The organism is Arcticibacter sp., from assembly GCF_045629565.1.
Lineage (GTDB): Bacteria > Bacteroidota > Bacteroidia > Sphingobacteriales > Sphingobacteriaceae > Arcticibacter.
In genome coordinates, this window is sequence record NZ_JAZQRL010000129.1 from 1 (window position 1) to 16486 (window position 16486).

Below are 16486 nucleotides of genomic sequence, written 5' to 3' on the forward strand. Positions count from 1 at the left end.
AATTTATAGATCATCACCCGATCATAGTTAATGATGTTTTTGATCTGGAGGACGGTGTTATTGAGCAGGTTCTGGAGATTTTTATCCGCCAGCATCTCAGAGATGGATCTGCCGACCATTTTTTGGATGTCGAGGCTCAAATCAGATTGTGACGGTTCAAACTCTAAAAGAAAATTATCTCCCGACTGCGAAATGATCAGGTGAAACGCACGCCCCTGTATATCCGTTTGGAATGGGTTAGTTTGATCAAAGCCATTGGTTTTGCCGAAAACGATAAGCTGATTGATAAAGTTGGGCGGTTCGTTTTTGCCGATAATAGGCTCAATGGAACTTATAGGTTGCCCCAGCAAGGTTATGCCGGGAAGCTTTAAGAAGCTAAATACATTTTCGCTGTAGAAACGAATGATCTGATTTTGATCAATTACGATTAAGAACCCGTGCGACTGTATCAGGCCGGGTATGTGGATTGGTTCAATGCTGCAATTGTTCAGGTCAACTAGGGTGGTACTCATTCAAATAGGCGTGACGTAATTAACAATAATAACTATTATCGTCGAAAATCTGTATTTAGAGATTAAAAAAAGATCTTCTTTCGCACACAGACCAGGGGGCTGATTTCGCCGATATGCACGGTTGAGGACGTTCCGGCTCATTTTTACCTGCTTTTCCAATTCCCTCAACAGCCGGTTACCCTCATATCCCCTCGCCTGCATCTTCATGTACCGGTCAGGGCAGACTTCTTTGCTGAGACGGATAAGCTGCTATAATGGGGCGGGAACTGAAAATCTATGTTGCTCGGCGGGACATATTCTCCGGTATGCCCTGCCTGGTCATACATCAGCAGCGGCATGCTCAGCATCACGATGCAACTGGAGTCCGCCTGGGCGCTTAGCGGGTTGGTTTGCCCCTCCATGACCCTTGTGCGGCGGATATCCAGATTCTGTATGACCAGATACTCTAGGTACCTCCGGGCTGGCTTGCCCATACCTGCGTCTATATCAGCCGCTATTGCAGCAGTGATCGGCGCGTGTTGAGTCCGACTTACGGCACTAAAAGTCGGACTCATGTGGGCTTCAAGACGCCTTCTATACGGCGGTATATAAAAGGAAATATTACGATGGATCCTACGTTTTCAGGATGATTGTCGACTAGAGAAATTGATACCATAAAAAAAGCCTGTTATCATCTCTACAATGATACAGGCTTTTTTATAGTGCGGAGAGTTAGGGATTCGAACCCCAGGACCTGTTACAGTCAACAGTTTTCAAGACTGCCGCAATCGACCACTCTGCCAACTCTCCGCGACAAAAGTACAAATAGTCACTTCATTTGCAAATTGCTTTTATTGATTTTTTAAAAATAGCATTTAAGCGATTCAGTATAAGTAAATTAATTTTGATTGGAGCAGGTGTTGATAGTAAGCGGTGGCGCTTTAGCGGAAGGCTTCCGCTTAAAATTGGTAACTTGCGCGCTTATTTTCGAATACATCACCCTTAAAAATGAAAGAACTACAACGTTATTTCGAAACATTCCTTTCTCAGTCAGGAGTCGCTGATCAGCTTATTCCCTATATCACGGTATTTTGCAACCTCATTATTATCATCCTCCTGGCCTATCTGTTTATGTACATCGCAAAGTGGATAACAAAGAATTTTATCCATTCGTTCTTTAAGCGTACTTCAACAAAATGGGATGATATAATAATTGAATTTCGACTACTCAACAATCTGGTGCAGTTAATTCCGGTGCTTATCGTTAAGAGCCTTGCCCCCGCTGTGTTTGTCAGTTTCCCTGAAGCGCTACCTGCGATTATCATTTTGCTGGATCTCGTTATCATTTTGGTCATAACGAAAATCATTCTGTCGGTTTTAAAAGCGCTCGAGTTTATCCTTTCGAGTTCACCGCTCTTTAAAAGTAAGCCTATCGCGAGTTATTTCCAGCTTGCACGTATCGTTATATACATTGCCGTTGGTATATTAATGCTCTCCACTCTGATGGGTAAATCTCCGGTATATTTTCTCAGTGCTTTTGGTGCCATGACGGCCATTGTACTTCTGATATTCAAAGACACCATACTGGGCCTGGTGGCAAGTGTGCAGATTTCTGCGAACGATATGGTGCGAGTTGGCGACTGGGTGGAAATGCCGAAGTTCAATGCGGACGGAAGTGTGGTGGCGATGAACCTGAATACTGTTAAAATAAGTAACTGGGATAAAACAGTCACTTCAGTCCCTACTTACTACTTCATAACCGATAGCTTCAAGAACTGGCGCGGCATGCAGGAGAGCGGAGGCCGGCGTATAAAGCGTGCGCTGCACATCAATATTCGGTCTATCAAGTTCGTCGATCCGGAAATGCGGGAACGTTTTAAGAAATACTATTTAATCCGGGACTTTGTCGAACGTCGTCAGGAGGAAATTGCCGCATACAATACGGAGCATGCTGTAGATACTACGGAACTGATAAACGGCAGGAGAATGACCAATATTGGTGTGTTCAGGTATTATACCGAAGCCTTTCTTAACCATCATCAGCATATCCGGAAAGACATGACCCTGATGGTGCGTCAGCTTCCGCCTGACGACAGGGGCGTGCCTATTGAAGTGTACTGTTTTACGGCTACTGTAGTCTGGACCGAATACGAAGGCATACAAGCGGATATATTCGACCACCTGTTTGCAGCTGCCAAACACTTTGAACTGGAGATATTCCAGGCGCCGAGTGGCAGCGACATTGTGTTGGCTGGTGAAAACATAGGGAGGAACATCGGCCGATAGTTCATTAATGATTTAGATACAAGTTTATACTTACATTTGCAGCTTTTTGACATAAACAGATTACATGGTTGATATTTGCTGTATTGGGCACATTACGCTGGACAAAGTCGTCAATCCTTCCGGCGTGGTCCACATGCCCGGGGGGACATCGTTTTACTTCTCACATGCTATGGCTAATCTTGACATACGCTACAGTCTGGTTACCGCCATCGCGGGATCGGAAAAACATATCGTCTCGGATCTTCGTGCTGCGGGGATTAGCGTGAATGCAATGCCGAGCACGAATACTGTCTGTTTTGAAAATATCTATGGCGCTAACCAGGATAGCCGGACGCAAAGGGTTTTGCAGAAAGCGGATCCGTTTGATGTGAGTTCCTTTCTGGATGTGGATGCCGGAATTTATCACCTTGGCCCTTTGCTCGGCGATGATATACCGCTTTCACTGATTAAATACTTGTCTGCAAAAGGTATTGTTTCTCTTGACGTTCAGGGTTATCTAAGATTGGTGAAAGACGAGAACGTGCTGGCAACAGACTGGTCTGACAAGACCGAAGCGCTTCCCTACGTCGATATTCTCAAAGCGAACGATGAGGAGCTGGCGGTACTGACTGGTTGCGGTGATATACGCGAGGGGGCGATGATCCTTGCTGACCTGGGTGTGAATGAAGTGATTGTAACGCTGGGAAGCAAGGGTTCGTTGATTTACAAAGACGGCGTTTTCTACGAAATTCCGGCATACACGCCAGATGAGGTAGTTGATGCGACCGGTTGTGGGGATACCTATATGGCCGGCTATCTATATAAGAGAGCCAAAAATTTCGATTGTGTAGAGGCCGGTACGTTTGGAGCAGCTATGGCTACTTTGAAGATCGAGTCTTCTGGTCCGTTCAAGGGCACCTTGGCGGATGTGGACCGGAAGCTTGCCGGATAAGTGTATTCAGGAAAGTTTCCGATAGGGGTAAAATCCCTTGATGCGCTTGTTGAGAAAGGTGCCTTTGGATCGGACTGCCTTCATTTCCTCATATACAAATTCCGGAACGCCCTGATATTCGTACACCAGACCTGAGAGAAACACCACTTTAAGAGTAAGGGTTAAGGGGTCGAAATGATATGACGAGATAACGGACGACGGCATAGGAAACAGACAGCGAATATTTAGTTTGATATCATACAAATGTTTTATTGAATATATTTGTTTTAATGGAAGACAGTAATAAACCACTCATTAGCCTGAATGACTTCGATTTGTCTTCAATCTTCGATAGCGCACACGACGCTATTATTACGCTGGACACGAACGGATATATTATGCATTGGAACTCTGCGGCGACCCGGATTCTGGGGCATAATGCAAAAGATGTAATCGGGAAGCATATGGATTTCATCATTCCGGAACGCCTGGTCTTTGACGAAAAGTTGAATCTCCGGAAATTGGTCGCTGGAAGATCGATGGAACACTACCAGACCATCCGGCTAAACAAGGAAGAAAGAGAAGTATATATATCGCTCACTGCATCTGTTATCAGGGACGCAGGGGGAAGAGAACTGGGTGTATCCCACATCTTTCACGATCTTACCATGCAGCAGGTAGCAGAAGAGAAGCAGGCTATGCTGGCTGCTATCATTGAATCATCCGATGACGCTATTCTTAGCAAGACGCTTGATGGTTTTATTACCAGTTGGAATAAGGGAGCTGAGCAGATTTTCGGTTATACAGAAGAGGAAATTATAGGTGAGCATATTTCTTTCCTTATCCCGAAGGAACGCCTGTCCGAGGAAGACAAAATCATCAGTAATATCAAAAGAGGTATTAAGGTTGAACATATGGAGACGGTGCGGATTGGGAAAGGTGGTCGTGAGATAGCCGTATCGTTAACTATTTCCCCTGTTAAGGATAAGGACGGAAATATTATTGGCGCATCTAAGATCGCGCGTGATATTACCAGGAATAAGGAGGCGGAAAGAGCCATTAAGCGCCACGCGAGTGACCTGGAAATTCTGAACGCTATCGGCAAAGTGATTTCAGAGGGCCTGGAAGCGGAGATGATATTGCAGAAGGTTACGGATGCTACAACGCAGCTTACTGGAGCCGAATTCGGTGCTTTTTTCTACAATACCGTAGACGGCATGGGTAACCCGGTACGACTTTATACCGTGTCGGGAACACCTGAGGAACCTCTTGGCGACCTGGAATCACCAGAATTTGGAAACAACTTTCTGGGGGGGATTGTCAGGATTGATAACCTCAGGGAAGATAAGCACGATAGGAATGATGCGCTGCTTTCTGGCCTGCTGAAGGACGGCATGCTGGTTTCGAGTTTAATGGTTGTTCCTGTTGCAACAAAAGGTAATATCATAGTGGGTGGACTTGTATTCGGACACTCTGAACCGGCTATGTTCACCCGGAACCAGCAAAATTTAGTTGCCGGTGTGGCGGCTCAGGCGGCTACAGCACTTGACAACGCCAAATTGTATGAGGAGGTTAGAGCGCTCAACGCGAAGAAAGATGAGTTCATCGGATTAGCCAGTCATGAGCTGAAGACCCCTTTGACCAGCATGAAGGGCTTTTTGCAGATACTCGAGCGAAAGCCATCGGGCGAGCGCAATAAAGTGTTCATCAAAAAGGCACTCAAGCAGCTGAACAAAATATCAAATTTAGTTTCAGACTTGCTCGACGTGTCTAAGATACAGTCGGGAAAGCTCTATCTTGATTTTGAGACCTTCGATTTTCAGACTTTGTTATACGAAGTTATAGAGCTGATTCAATTTACCTCGGACACTCATGAGATTGAAGTGGACAGCGATAGTATGGTTCTTCCGGTTCAGGCAGACAAGCAGCGTGTGGAACAAGTGATCATCAATCTAATTTCCAATGCAATAAAATATTCTCCTGACGCATCGAAAGTGATTGTCAGAGTAAGAAAAACCGATCTGGAAGTACGAGTAGGGATCAAGGACTTCGGTTTCGGTATAGAAAGCGAGCAGATGGCTAATATATTTTCACGCTTCTATCGTGTAGAGAGCATAGCTTCACATATCTCCGGGCTGGGAATCGGCTTGTTTATAACAAAAGAGATTGTGGAAAGGCATAAAGGCCGCATCTGGGTGGAGAGTGAGCACGGCAAAGGGTCAGAGTTTTTCTTCACCTTACCTCTGATAAAAGAACTTGCAGAGTAAGAACTTGCTGGTTCTCCTAGAGAACCAGCTCGCTATGCAGTCTTTCCAGCGTGGATTGTGGATCGGTGCAAAAACCGGGATGTACACGCGAGGTTTGTATAATGGTGCTTCGCATCGCGGTGATCCACCGGAATCGGTCTGCCATTGTTTGCTGGCCTATCGGGCCTCCATCCTTTCCTCCTGCGCAAATCTTCGCGAACGCATTTAAATTTTGCTCAACCATTTGTAAGTCCGTGTCAGGAGCAAATGCCAGAAGACGCTGGCGGTCGATGGTCATGGTCATTTGGAGGAACCGCGATGATTTGCAGTACAGAATCACACCGACATTGAGGAATTCTTCGCGTTCTACCCTCGGGACCAGGCGGATTACAGCGTACTCAAATAAGTGTTTGTCTTGCATTTTGGGCTTCTTTAACGAATATGTCAGAACTGGCGATTCTGGTTAGTAAAAAATCATAGTATACCTGGCGGTTCAGTTCAGCCTGCTCCTTTGACTCGGTAGATAACCATTCGTCCGGTATCAGACCAACGATAGATTGGATTCGCTGTGGAGTCAGTACCGCAGTAAAATCTTTGTCTACAGCTTCGAGCTGGGTGGCCTCATTCAATAGTACATGGTCTTTAACCTGCACAAAAGGTTTTCGGGCCTGCTCTTCCCAATTGCTCCAGGAATGATGAAAATACAAGGATGCGCCATGGTCAATGAGCCATAGCTCGTTGTGCCACATGAGCATATTGGTATTTCTTGCTGTACGGTCGACGTTAGTAAGCAAACAATCGAGCCATACGATCTTAGAAGCGAGGAGCGGATCTACCGTATTCACAACAGGGTCGAATGTGATAGCACCCGACAAATAATGGAGGGCGAGATTCAAACCTCTGCTGAACTTCAGCAAATCCTGGATTTCTTCGTCACCCTCTGTTCTTCCAAACGCTTCATCCAGCTCGGCGAACACAACTTCGGGAACTTTAAGACCCAGTGTTCTGGCTATTTCGCAACCGATAAGCTCTGCGGTAAGCGCCTTAACGCCCTGTCCGGCACCCCTAAACTTCAATACATACAAAAAATCGTCGTCTGCTTCGGCGATTGCCGGAAGAGACCCTCCTTCTCTCAGAGGAATGACATACCGGGTGACATTTACCGTTCTTAGCTGTCTGGTTCTTTCATCCATATCTTCCGCCAAATTTAGAATTATTTATTTAAGCCCGAACAGGGTTTCGGCTGTGTTTAATTATTATCAACAAACAACTTGTTCTTGTATATGTTCCAGTATAAAACAGATACAAAATGGAAAATATCACCGATAAATTGACGAATACGCTGAACAATTCGTTCCTGAAAAATAGCGGAACACCCAATGTGGATACTACAGAACGAGTTATTTCTATAGCTGCTGGTGCCTTTATTTTTTATAAGGGGTTGAAAAACCTCTGGCACCATCCCATCATCGCATTGCAGGAAGCGGCAGTTGGCGGGGTGTTGCTTTACCGTGGAGCAACTGGTGTGTGTCCGGTTTACACCAGGCTTGGTAAAGATACTTCCGATCCGGAAGCGATCAATATCACGGAACGATTCATTGTGAATGTACCCAGGGAAACGCTTTATCGTTTTTGGAGTGACGTATCCAACCTGCCAAAATTTATGAAACACCTGAAGTCTGTTGAGCAGACGGGTGACAATGTATCTCACTGGGTCGCCAATACGCCCGGAAATATTGTGGGATTGAGCTGGAACGCGGAGGTAACCCGTCAGGAAGAAAATGCTTATATCGGTTGGCGCTCAATTGAAGGATCCATGATCGACAATGCGGGAAAAGTAGAGTTTAGTGATGCGCTTAATGGCACAGGGACTGAGCTGCTGGTTGAAATCAGCTACTTCCCTCCTGCAGGCAGCGTTGGTAGGGGAATTACCTCATTGTTTAACGGAGTATTTGAGGATATGATCAAAGAGGATATCAATAACTTCAAACGTTATGTGGAAGCCGAAGAATTTAAAGCATTTGCCGGCTTACAAAAATAACAAAAACAAAAGAAGGAAGCCCTGGCTTCCTTCTTTTGTTTTTGTCTTAAACTAATAACTAATCTATACCTCCGGGAGTAGCCATTGTCAGCAGGAAGGACGAGTCTTCGTAAGCTTTCACATGGTGGGGGACGCGCTTATGAAGCGTAATCATCTGTCCGGGTTTCAGATCTTCATGATGATCATCAGTTGCGAAGTTGATTTTACCTTTTAAGACCTGTACACTAATGACACCGGGTGCTGTATGAGGCTTCATCTCTGCTCCCGCGTGCAATGCGATCATGACGATACGAAGGTCGTCGGTTTTAAATACCGTTATAGCTGTCCGGTCGCCCTCCAGCCAGGCTTTCTCCCGCTGTATCTGTTCATTCAAGTCTGAGAGGTCTATCCTGACAAGTTTTGCATCCAGCAGGCGCTCGCCTTCAGGGCGAAGGGAAGTTGACTCGTTGCGTTTCTCTTCCATTTTATTGATTATAAGTGATCCGCTATTTTTTCCAGGTCCTGTGCCTTGAGCACACTGGCCGTCTCTTCTCCGTCAATCATTACTTTGACTTCATCTGAATTCGTTTCCTGGTCTTCCTGAACGGTTCCTTCGCGGCCGTCCGCGGTTTTTATTCTGTTTCCAAATTTTAAAATTTCCATAGATGTCTAACATTTAAGCACTATGATAGTTTTAAAACATGTTATTTACGAACGCGCAAACCGTTAGGAATGAAAATGGTACAGGAATACTGCTTCTCCGTTGAAGGCCGGTTTTTTCTCGTCTTTTATTTCGAGGGTCACCTCAACTGTTGCTTTCACGGTACCGCGCAGGTTTACAATGTCAGCCAGCCTTGCCTTTAGCCGTACTTCTCCATCAACGCGTACTGCCTGACCAAAACGAAGGCTTTCCACTCCGTAGTTAATTTCCATTTTCAGATTCTGGATTGAAACAATTTGCTGCCATAAATAAGGGATCAGCGACAGGGTAAGATAGCCATGAGCAATTGTAGCCTTGAACGGGCTCTCCAGTGCCGCACGTTCCGGATCGGTATGAATCCATTGATAATCCAGAGTCGCTTCGGCGAACTTATTTATTTGATCCTGAGTGATCTTATGATAGGCCGATATGCCCAGATCCTGTCCTTTATACTGTTCAAATTCCTGAAAGTTATTGATGGTGATCATAGCTGTCTATAATTTATTCCTTTAGAAGCCGCTAATGTAACAGTTTACATCCAATGTGCCGGCATCGTGATTAGTGGAATGAATATTGTATTATTTGCAGTATAAACAAGTTATGGGATTATTGAGATATATAGTTCTTGGTGCTGCAGTAGCTGCAGGCGTCAAGTATGCGACGAAGAAACGTCCGGATGGAAAGTCATTCATCGATGATATAAGTGAAAAGGCACCCGAGTGGATGAACCAGGCAAAGAAATACACTGATCAGATCAAAGACCAGTATGGGGCGCAGAAGCCCACACACCGTGATTACCAGTAAATGTATGGCGGCAGAGATTCTGCCGCCTTTTGTCTGTATTCTTATTTTTTGGTTAACAATGCATAGGTAGCTGCAGTTACCAACCCGCCAAATGTATAATACAATACTGTAAGCACTTCTGCCTTTCTGTTCTTTGTTACCGGCCTGTCGTCGAGCCCCATTGGTTTTGGCAATTTAAGTGCCCCTATACCCGCAGATGCTCCCAGCATTGCACCTCTGAGCCATTTTTTGTTCGCGTCACCTGAAGCGATGAGGCTATAGTATAGGGTGTTACTGACTATGTCGCCTGCCAGGGTTGCCTGGTGAAGTTGCTTGCCTTTAGGGGGCTCCACTCCTATACCCGTTAATGATTTCGAGAGTGCTTCTTTACCGATAAGATCGATTCTGGGAGCTTTGCTATCGTATCTCCTTATCGTTTCATGGAGAATATTTACAGCGAGGGCGCCAGCTAGCCCGGAAATGATACCTTTCAATTTTCTCATAATCTATAAAGCTCGGTTGAGAATATTTTGTTTTTCAAATTGAAAAACTCTGGTCAATAAGATTGCAGCGGCGATTTGGCTATCAGGTGCCCGGCAATAAACCATTCTATACCGGCAATGATATACGAAACCTTTTGATGTCTGTAATGGATGGTTTGGAAGTAGACCGTGTCTCTTTCGGTGGTTACATAGAACTGCAGTTCGTTGTCCAGCGTTCTGAAGTTTTCAGAACCAATATAAACGGCTATTGTTATACCTGTAACTTTTCCGGTAATGAGCCAGGTATAGGGTTCTTTGGTTGACTCTTCTGCACTGAATTCTCGCATATGTGTTAAGGAACAGGTGTGCCGGCTTATGGTTTCGTTCAGGGATGATTTAAGTTGCGTATAGGTGGCCTGTTCGTATATGTTTGTTATCGGATGCACTAATATAAACTTTAAAGCTATGATGAAAGAAATTAAATCGTTAAATAACAGTACCGTTGTTATCACCGGCGCATCATCAGGCGCTGGTCGTGCTATGGCGCTGGAGTTCGCCCGTCATAAGGCACGTTTGGTATTGGCAGCCCGAAATGAAACAGCACTTCTGGAACTTGCGGATGAGTGCCGCGCACTCGGATGTATGGTGCTGGTTGTTGCAGCTGATGTCTCGGATCCAAAGGCGGTGATCAGCCTGGCGAACGATGCTGATATCTTCGGAGGAAAAATTGATGTATGGATCAACAACGCAGGAGTGTTAACCGTCGGTGAGTTTGACCAGGTGCCTATGGAGGTACATGAACAGGTTGTTCAGACAAACCTCATGGGTTTTCTATTTGGAGCCCATGCTGTGATGCCCTATTTTAAGAGACAGGGTAAGGGAGTCCTGATCAATAATATATCAGTTGGCGGTTTCTTGCCGGTCCCTCTGGGTGCATCGTATACGGCAAGTAAGTTCGGGCTGCGCGGGTTTTCGGAGGCGTTAAAGGCGGAGCTTCAGGATTGGCGCCATATTCACGTATGTGATATGTTTCCGGCTTTTTTGGACACACCAGGAATACAGCACGCTGCTAACTACACGGGTAAAGTCGTGCGGCCCGCGCCTCCGGTTTACGACCCGATGCGTCTTGCTCAGGCAGCCGTTTCGCTGGCACTGAAACCCCGATCGTCTGTTACCGTAGGCAGCGTATCCATGCTGTTACGGCTTGCTCATTCGCTAATGCCGGAGCTGACAGCAGGTATCGCAGCAAAGTTTATCCGGACGTACCTGAAGTCGGCCGACTCCATCGCAGTGACCAGTGGGAACGTATTCAACCCGCTGCCGTTCGGCACCAGTACACATGGCGGATGGGGCGTGGCCTGGAAACCGAGGGCACATCGGAAGTATATATTGGCGGCGGCAGCGGTCATTGGTGTGTTGTCTGCGGGTATCCTGACTGCCAGACGCTGACCTTAAACAATTTGACGTACCTGCGGTTTTGTAAACAAAAGATAAGATATGATACAGTCCGATGAAAGCTTTCGTGATGAATTTAAACCTCTTTCTATACCGGCGTCTTACGAATCCGCTGATACTCAGGAAAGCAAAATTATCTTTGCCCTGGCACAACTGGGTGAAGGCAGCGCCGATGATGTTCTTGCCAGGCTGGAGGAGCTTCAACCGGGAAGCGCAGACCCTCAGCTGGCAGCAATGACGGAGGTGGTGCTCTCCGGTTTGTTCAACAAGGGTTTGATCAAGGGCACCGATCATAGCGGAAAGATGAGTTACAATCTCAGTAAGATCACCAAATCGAATGAAGGGGAAGTGAATCCTGATCTACTTGCTCCTGGGCTCGACTAGGTTGAGTTGTTTTTTAATCCAGGCGATCGATTCCCTGTTCGTTTCCTCGAATCTCCAGTGACCGGAGATAGGGGTAATTCGGAGGGTCTTTGGTGCCGTCACGGAGTTAACCGCAGCGTATATGGATGTGGGCGGACAGGTGTTGTCATTATATCCCCAGGAATAAAAACCGGGTATGGTGATTTGTCTTGCGAAATTGACAACGTCGTAGTAGGAAATGGTGTTTAGGTTCTCCGGGCGGTTGTTGAATTTCGCATGAGAAGGGTTCAGCATGTGCGGCCATCCTCCTGCCCTGTTATGCAAATACCCGCTAATGTCTGAAAGCGCAGGATAAAAAGATACCAGGCATTTGACTTTCGGATGCAAGGCAGCGGTAACGATGGCGAGTGCTCCTCCCTGGCTACCGCCCGAGACGACAATATTTTCGCCATCAAATTCAGGCAGGGTGCATAGATAGTCTATCGCCTTGACACAGCCGAGGTAAACTTTTTTGTAGTAGTAGGTATCACGGTTATGGAGGTTATTCAGCCAATAATCGCCAAAAGCGGAGCTGATATTTTTGTAAACTGAGGCATCAATCATGGGTGAGAGGCCATGAATCTCTGTTGTGAAGCTGATAAAGCCCTGGTCTGCGAAAGATGTGCTGGGAGCGAAAGGCTTCACTCCTGCTCCCGGTGGCGAAAATAATACCGGATATTTTCCGGGCTTCTTTGGCTTGCAGAGGTAACCATAGAGACGTTGGCCTTTTTCGTTGACCTGGATGCTTACCAGATAAACGTTAACGGTACTTGTTGAATGCCCGGGAAGATGTTCGAGGACGGGACTTAGCTCTATATCCCGGATGGCTTCGATGTTTTGTTTCCAAAACTGGCTGAAGTCTGCGGGCAGGACTGTTGCGGCTTTTATCTTTTCGGGCGAGAAGGCAAGTTTTATCTGATTTTCGTAGCTGTTTCCCTGGTGTTTCGTTTTAACCTTTAATTGTCTGAAACCAGGTTGTTTACTTGTGCCCAGGTGAATGGTTGCATATCCTTCTTTTAACTTTAAAGAGCGTCTTACTTCGGGCTCCATCATTTCCTGTCCGAAAGAATATTCAATCTCCGCATTTTTGATGGGTACGCCGTACTTGAGTACTGTAACCTTAACTTGTGCTTCCTCTCCTGCTTTATAGTTCCAGTCGGCATGATCCGGGGTTAACAGGATATCTACAAGTTTAAGCGGAGCGGGTGAGTTCTGTGCAAATACGGTGTGTGATATTAGTACTAACACCGTATTGATAAGGAATTTTACGGTTCTTCGGTTCATAACGTAAAGGTTACAAAAAATTACTGTTTGGACGGCAGTTTTCCGTAATTTTGTTGTTTGACCAATTAGAATGTCATATCGAGATTATAGATGCTCCAAGTGTAACACCCCTTTTCATTACCAAAGTCCAAGACCCTGGGTTCTAAAAAACCTTTTGCCTTTTCTGCCGATCCGGAGCTATTTTTGTCCAAAGTGCGTCAAGAACAGGCTGGTATGGATCGGAGATAACAAGAAGGCCGATGGGAACGCGACAAAATAGTCAGGGAACGTATCGCTCCACCGACCTTACTGTAGAAGCTCCAAAGAAGCCGGTTACATTTTCACTTGAGGGATTTACCTTTCGGATATTAGAGCGTGCGTTCGGAAGCGGACTTGCAAAAAGGCCGCTGTTGTTAAGCTGTTCGCGGATATCTGCTAAAATATTGTAGTTCGCTTCGGTCAGTGACCAGGCTTCTACCTGAATATGATCACCGGAGAGAAACGGGCTGTCGATTTCGAGTTGGTAGTTGCCAATTCGGTTGCCATCGACGTATTTGTCGCGGAACAGGTTTATTTCAGTTGCTTTGTTAAGAAATTTCCCGTTCCGGAAAATTTTATACTGTGTAAAATCACCAATGCCCTCAAGCTCTTGTCCGCTTATGAAGGGATAGTACCCTTCATCCGGGAATAGCAGCTGCTTTGTTTTGTACTTGAACTCGAGCGTGTCGGGCTCCATACTCAGTCTGGGCATTACCGAACTTGCTTCGTAGGCATTCCCCTCAAATGCCACTGAAAGGGTGTAGGTGCGCCCCTCCCTCCCGCGTATTCTGCTTATCTCATAGACCCCTTTTTCCATTTCTTTTAGCGTCTCGCTGTTACCTGCATTATCCTTAAGTGTTATGAGTGCATTGCTGACGACCGAGGGGGCTGCGCCAGCGATAACGGGACTGGTATAGTAGACCTTTACCGTATGAGACTCTCTCTTGCTGGTCAGCCAGCCCTCGATAACCAAAACAGGTTGTTGCTCCCTGATGTCGATTTCGAGGACCTTTTCACAAGAGGCGATTGTGCCCGTTAGTAGAAGAAGTAAGAGTATGCGTGTTATTCTCATTGTCAGAATTTAAAGTTCCATGTTACAGAGGGCACAATCATTCCCAGCATAGAGTATTGTACTGCCTCAAGGTTTAAAGGATTGTTCTCCTTCTGGCGCAGATACATTGAAAATGCATTCCTGCGGTTAAGAGCGTTGAAGGCCGATAGAACCCATTCACTGCTCATTTTTTTTCCTGGTTTTATCTTGTTCCTGAACGTTGCTGACAAATCAAGACGATGATATGAGGGAATACGGTAATTATTTCGGGCATTCCCCGGATTATAAAGTACGGTGTAGCCACTAAACTCATAACGGGAGGAGGGCAAGGTTGCCGGCGTTCCGCTGGCAGCACTGTAGGTTGCAGACAAGAGGATTCGAGAACTTAAACGATACATAGCGACGGCTGCCAAGGCATGCGTTTTATCGTATTTTGCAGGATAGTACCGGTTGCTGTTGATTCCATCTATTTTGCGCTCCGTTCTGCTTAGCGTATAGCTGATCCAGCCGGTTAAGTCCCCCGAGGTTTTCTCCATTTGAAGCTCCGTCCCATAGGCCCTGCCTTTACCAACGAGTATGTCTCCGGGGAGATGCTCATTAAGCAAGGTTTCGGCACCGTCGACGAAATCGAGCTGGTTACTGAGTTTTCGATAATATGCTTCTGCTGTGAATTTATAGGGTGCGCTAAAAGGACTATTGGAAAACCCTATGGAAAACTGTGTTGCACGTTCGGGTTTAATGTTATATGAACTCGGTGTCCACATATCTAGCGGACTAGTGGAGAGGCTGTTGGATATGAGGTGCAGATTCTGCACAGTCCGGGTATAAGAGGCCTTCCATGTTGAAGATTCACCTGTTCTGAGTCGGATAGATAGTCGTGGCTGCAGGCTGTGATACCATTTTATAGTCGTGCCATCATCATATTGCCGTTGATTAACCGGATATCTTCGGGAGCCCTTCTCCCCTTCATAATCGTAAATAACGGTGGAATCGGTAGCGATACTTTGAAAGCCTGTATAGCGTGCGCCGTATTCGATGCTGAGGCGGTCTGCAGGTTTAAGCTCATGGTTCCAGAAGAGGCTGTAATCCGCGGAGCGTTGCCCATGCAATCGTACAGGTTGAAAGATAGAGGCGGGACCTTCGGGCATTGCTGACCCCGGACTGAATATATGCAAGGCAGTTTCCGCACCGAAGTTCACTGTGTTTCCCGGGGCGGCATACCAATAGTAAACGTTCTTAGCAGTATAGTCCCGTATCGATGCCTTCCAGAGGAAGCTGGACGTGGGTTCACTCATCGATCCAAGGCTATACCGATAGTCGGAAAATATCAGGCTTAGGTTGGAAAACAACTTGTTATTGAATACATGGTTCCAGCGCAGGGTTCCGGTTCCTGTACCCCATTGGAGCAAAAAATCTTCGGCAGACTGAATTTTATCTTTCCCGAGATATCCTGATATAAAGATCCGGTTTTTTTCGCCTATGGGAAAGTTGATCTTGGTGTTGAGGTCGTAAAAGTAAATAGAATTGTCTTTTATGTCGGCATTAGAGGACTGGCGGGTAATGACGTCCGTGTATGACCTTCTGGCACTGATCAGGACAGCACTTTTATTCTTTTTTAGCGGACCTTCGAGGGTGAGGCGGCTGGCGATCAGGCCAATGCCCCCTGTTGCCTGCCATTGTTGGTTATTGCCGTCCCTTAAGCGGGTATCAAGTACCGAAGAGAGGCGTCCTCCGTATCTTGCAGGCATTTCTGATTTGTACAAAACGGCATCCATTACTGCGTCGGGATTTGCAACGGAGAACAAGTTAAACAAATGAGAGGTAAAGTACAATGGAGCTTCATCCAGGAGTACCAGATTTTGGTCTACTCCCCCTCCTCTGACGTTAAAGCCAGAGGCTCCGTCGCCAATGGTAGTAACACCTGGCAAAAGCTGAAATGACTTGATCAGGTCTGCTTCTCCCAGGAAAGACGGCAGCAGTTTCACAGCGCCCATACTGAGTGACTTCGCCGTCTTGTCTGAAGCGGTATGGCCAGAGACGTTAATAACCACCTCGGAAATCATGTTGGATTGCATGGATAAGCTGACGTTGATTACGGTATCTTGAGCTGACTGAAGGCTAAGCTCAAGCGGGACGTACCCCAGGCAGGAATACTTCAGGCTTTTCGTATGAGGGGGAACTGATATGGAATAGTAACCGTAAGTGTTGGCGGCAATCGTTGTTGAGGCACTGCTGACGAGAGCTCCGCCCAGCGTTTCGCCATTAGAAGCATCGATTAAGAAGCCACTGACTGTTATCATCTTTTGAGCGCGTGCCGGGTGAAGAAGAAATGACGTTACAATCAGTAAGAAAATAAAC

Annotated in this window: 19 protein-coding genes, 1 tRNA gene and 1 pseudogene; 7 read left to right on the forward strand and 14 right to left on the reverse strand. The window is 46.2% G+C overall.

The annotated features are described in order from the left end of the window. The 3 genes and pseudogenes from ACKI5J_RS18775 to ACKI5J_RS18785 all read right to left on the reverse strand — a co-directional run. Positions 1 to 512 (reverse strand): annotated as a pseudogene (locus ACKI5J_RS18775) (histidine kinase); the annotation flags it as partial. A gap of 203 nt (positions 513 to 715) precedes the next feature. Then, entirely contained in the window at positions 716 to 1066 is a 351-nt protein-coding gene (locus ACKI5J_RS18780) for a hypothetical protein (RefSeq protein ID WP_407431290.1), read from the reverse strand. Between the two features lie 150 nt (positions 1067 to 1216). Continuing rightward, a tRNA-Ser gene (locus ACKI5J_RS18785) sits at positions 1217 to 1301 on the reverse strand. 198 nt (positions 1302 to 1499) lie between these two features. Here ACKI5J_RS18785 and ACKI5J_RS18790 point away from each other — a divergent pair. Beyond that, a complete protein-coding gene (locus ACKI5J_RS18790) occupies positions 1500 to 2777 on the forward strand; it encodes a mechanosensitive ion channel family protein (protein WP_407431291.1) in 1278 nt (425 codons plus the stop codon). Positions 2778 to 2841: 64 nt separating this feature from the next. Continuing rightward, on the forward strand, positions 2842 to 3708 hold the full coding sequence (locus ACKI5J_RS18795; RefSeq protein WP_407431292.1) for a PfkB family carbohydrate kinase: 867 nt from the start codon (positions 2842 to 2844) through the stop codon (positions 3706 to 3708). Between the two features lie 6 nt (positions 3709 to 3714). On the opposite strand, the gene ACKI5J_RS18800 is transcribed toward ACKI5J_RS18795, so the two are convergent. Continuing rightward, the gene (locus ACKI5J_RS18800; RefSeq protein ID WP_407431414.1) at positions 3715 to 3912 is read right to left on the reverse strand and encodes a KTSC domain-containing protein; all 198 of its coding nucleotides are present in this window, start codon (positions 3910 to 3912) and stop codon (positions 3715 to 3717) included. Positions 3913 to 3977: 65 nt separating this feature from the next. Between ACKI5J_RS18800 and ACKI5J_RS18805 the strand changes: the two genes are divergently transcribed. Next, positions 3978 to 5954 (forward strand): PAS domain S-box protein, encoded by a 1977-nt coding sequence (locus ACKI5J_RS18805; protein WP_407431293.1) that lies wholly within the window; start codon positions 3978 to 3980, stop codon positions 5952 to 5954. 16 nt (positions 5955 to 5970) lie between these two features. Here the strand turns inward: ACKI5J_RS18805 and ACKI5J_RS18810 are convergent, their stop codons facing one another. Both ACKI5J_RS18810 and ACKI5J_RS18815 read right to left on the reverse strand, forming a co-directional pair. Beyond that, positions 5971 to 6354 carry a DUF3037 domain-containing protein gene (locus ACKI5J_RS18810; protein ID WP_407431295.1) on the reverse strand — a complete coding sequence of 128 codons (384 nt, stop codon included), beginning with the start codon at positions 6352 to 6354 and terminating at the stop codon, positions 5971 to 5973. After that, entirely contained in the window at positions 6332 to 7126 is a 795-nt protein-coding gene (locus ACKI5J_RS18815) for a HipA family kinase (protein ID WP_407431297.1), read from the reverse strand. Before ACKI5J_RS18815 ends, ACKI5J_RS18810 begins: the two co-directional genes overlap by 23 nt. A 116-nt stretch (positions 7127 to 7242) precedes the next feature. Between ACKI5J_RS18815 and ACKI5J_RS18820 the strand changes: the two genes are divergently transcribed. Continuing rightward, entirely contained in the window at positions 7243 to 7974 is a 732-nt protein-coding gene (locus ACKI5J_RS18820; RefSeq protein ID WP_407431299.1) for an SRPBCC family protein, read from the forward strand. Positions 7975 to 8032: 58 nt separating this feature from the next. On the opposite strand, the gene ACKI5J_RS18825 is transcribed toward ACKI5J_RS18820, so the two are convergent. The 3 genes from ACKI5J_RS18825 to ACKI5J_RS18835 form a co-directional block, all read right to left on the reverse strand. After that, on the reverse strand, positions 8033 to 8437 hold the full coding sequence (locus ACKI5J_RS18825) for a cupin domain-containing protein (protein WP_407431301.1): 405 nt from the start codon (positions 8435 to 8437) through the stop codon (positions 8033 to 8035). A gap of 8 nt (positions 8438 to 8445) precedes the next feature. Continuing rightward, positions 8446 to 8616 carry a hypothetical protein gene (locus ACKI5J_RS18830; protein ID WP_407431303.1) on the reverse strand — a complete coding sequence of 57 codons (171 nt, stop codon included), beginning with the start codon at positions 8614 to 8616 and terminating at the stop codon, positions 8446 to 8448. A 63-nt stretch (positions 8617 to 8679) separates the two neighbouring features. After that, entirely contained in the window at positions 8680 to 9141 is a 462-nt protein-coding gene (locus ACKI5J_RS18835) for a MaoC family dehydratase (RefSeq protein ID WP_407431305.1), read from the reverse strand. Between the two features lie 112 nt (positions 9142 to 9253). On the opposite strand from ACKI5J_RS18835, the gene ACKI5J_RS18840 reads away from it, so the two are divergent. Beyond that, the gene (locus tag ACKI5J_RS18840; RefSeq protein WP_407431307.1) at positions 9254 to 9457 is read left to right on the forward strand and encodes a YtxH domain-containing protein; all 204 of its coding nucleotides are present in this window, start codon (positions 9254 to 9256) and stop codon (positions 9455 to 9457) included. A gap of 41 nt (positions 9458 to 9498) precedes the next feature. On the opposite strand, the gene ACKI5J_RS18845 is transcribed toward ACKI5J_RS18840, so the two are convergent. Together ACKI5J_RS18845 and ACKI5J_RS18850 are read right to left on the reverse strand one after the other, a co-directional pair. Beyond that, positions 9499 to 9939, reverse strand: a complete 441-nt coding sequence (locus ACKI5J_RS18845; protein WP_407431309.1) for a hypothetical protein — start codon at positions 9937 to 9939, stop codon at positions 9499 to 9501. A gap of 53 nt (positions 9940 to 9992) precedes the next feature. Next, a complete protein-coding gene (locus ACKI5J_RS18850; protein WP_407431311.1) occupies positions 9993 to 10265 on the reverse strand; it encodes a hypothetical protein in 273 nt (90 codons plus the stop codon). A gap of 118 nt (positions 10266 to 10383) precedes the next feature. Between ACKI5J_RS18850 and ACKI5J_RS18855 the strand changes: the two genes are divergently transcribed. Then, positions 10384 to 11367, forward strand: a complete 984-nt coding sequence (locus ACKI5J_RS18855) for an SDR family oxidoreductase (protein ID WP_407431313.1) — start codon at positions 10384 to 10386, stop codon at positions 11365 to 11367. 48 nt (positions 11368 to 11415) lie between these two features. Then, entirely contained in the window at positions 11416 to 11757 is a 342-nt protein-coding gene (locus ACKI5J_RS18860; RefSeq protein ID WP_407431314.1) for a hypothetical protein, read from the forward strand. Here ACKI5J_RS18860 and ACKI5J_RS18865 read toward each other — a convergent pair. From ACKI5J_RS18865 to ACKI5J_RS18875, 3 genes are all read right to left on the reverse strand, one after another. Further along, the gene (locus ACKI5J_RS18865; protein WP_407431316.1) at positions 11734 to 13059 is read right to left on the reverse strand and encodes an acetylxylan esterase; all 1326 of its coding nucleotides are present in this window, start codon (positions 13057 to 13059) and stop codon (positions 11734 to 11736) included. The genes ACKI5J_RS18860 and ACKI5J_RS18865 overlap by 24 nt on opposite strands. Before the next feature lie 259 nt (positions 13060 to 13318). Further along, the gene (locus ACKI5J_RS18870; protein ID WP_407431318.1) at positions 13319 to 14149 is read right to left on the reverse strand and encodes a DUF4249 domain-containing protein; all 831 of its coding nucleotides are present in this window, start codon (positions 14147 to 14149) and stop codon (positions 13319 to 13321) included. A 2-nt stretch (positions 14150 to 14151) separates the two neighbouring features. After that, positions 14152 to 16428, reverse strand: coding sequence for a TonB-dependent receptor plug domain-containing protein (locus ACKI5J_RS18875; RefSeq protein ID WP_407431320.1), 2277 nt, complete (start codon positions 16426 to 16428; stop codon positions 14152 to 14154). Positions 16429 to 16486 lie beyond the last annotated feature (58 nt).

Coding starts and splice junctions, on each gene's coding strand:
- ACKI5J_RS18855 (WP_407431313.1), top strand. CDS start 10,384: ATGATGAAAGAAATTAAATCGTTAAATAACAGTACCGTTGTTATCACC.
- ACKI5J_RS18850 (WP_407431311.1), bottom strand. CDS start 10,265: ATGCGAGAATTCAGTGCAGAAGAGTCAACCAAAGAACCCTATACCTGG.
- ACKI5J_RS18815 (WP_407431297.1), bottom strand. CDS start 7,126: ATGGATGAAAGAACCAGACAGCTAAGAACGGTAAATGTCACCCGGTAT.
- ACKI5J_RS18825 (WP_407431301.1), bottom strand. CDS start 8,437: ATGGAAGAGAAACGCAACGAGTCAACTTCCCTTCGCCCTGAAGGCGAG.
- ACKI5J_RS18845 (WP_407431309.1), bottom strand. CDS start 9,939: ATGAGAAAATTGAAAGGTATCATTTCCGGGCTAGCTGGCGCCCTCGCT.
- ACKI5J_RS18875 (WP_407431320.1), bottom strand. CDS start 16,428: ATGATAACAGTCAGTGGCTTCTTAATCGATGCTTCTAATGGCGAAACG.
- ACKI5J_RS18780 (WP_407431290.1), bottom strand. CDS start 1,066: ATGAGTCCGACTTTTAGTGCCGTAAGTCGGACTCAACACGCGCCGATC.
- ACKI5J_RS18830 (WP_407431303.1), bottom strand. CDS start 8,616: ATGGAAATTTTAAAATTTGGAAACAGAATAAAAACCGCGGACGGCCGC.
- ACKI5J_RS18820 (WP_407431299.1), top strand. CDS start 7,243: ATGGAAAATATCACCGATAAATTGACGAATACGCTGAACAATTCGTTC.
- ACKI5J_RS18790 (WP_407431291.1), top strand. CDS start 1,500: ATGAAAGAACTACAACGTTATTTCGAAACATTCCTTTCTCAGTCAGGA.
- ACKI5J_RS18810 (WP_407431295.1), bottom strand. CDS start 6,354: ATGCAAGACAAACACTTATTTGAGTACGCTGTAATCCGCCTGGTCCCG.
- ACKI5J_RS18795 (WP_407431292.1), top strand. CDS start 2,842: ATGGTTGATATTTGCTGTATTGGGCACATTACGCTGGACAAAGTCGTC.
- ACKI5J_RS18870 (WP_407431318.1), bottom strand. CDS start 14,149: ATGAGAATAACACGCATACTCTTACTTCTTCTACTAACGGGCACAATC.
- ACKI5J_RS18860 (WP_407431314.1), top strand. CDS start 11,416: ATGATACAGTCCGATGAAAGCTTTCGTGATGAATTTAAACCTCTTTCT.
- ACKI5J_RS18840 (WP_407431307.1), top strand. CDS start 9,254: ATGGGATTATTGAGATATATAGTTCTTGGTGCTGCAGTAGCTGCAGGC.
- ACKI5J_RS18805 (WP_407431293.1), top strand. CDS start 3,978: ATGGAAGACAGTAATAAACCACTCATTAGCCTGAATGACTTCGATTTG.
- ACKI5J_RS18800 (WP_407431414.1), bottom strand. CDS start 3,912: ATGCCGTCGTCCGTTATCTCGTCATATCATTTCGACCCCTTAACCCTT.
- ACKI5J_RS18865 (WP_407431316.1), bottom strand. CDS start 13,059: ATGAACCGAAGAACCGTAAAATTCCTTATCAATACGGTGTTAGTACTA.
- ACKI5J_RS18835 (WP_407431305.1), bottom strand. CDS start 9,141: ATGATCACCATCAATAACTTTCAGGAATTTGAACAGTATAAAGGACAG.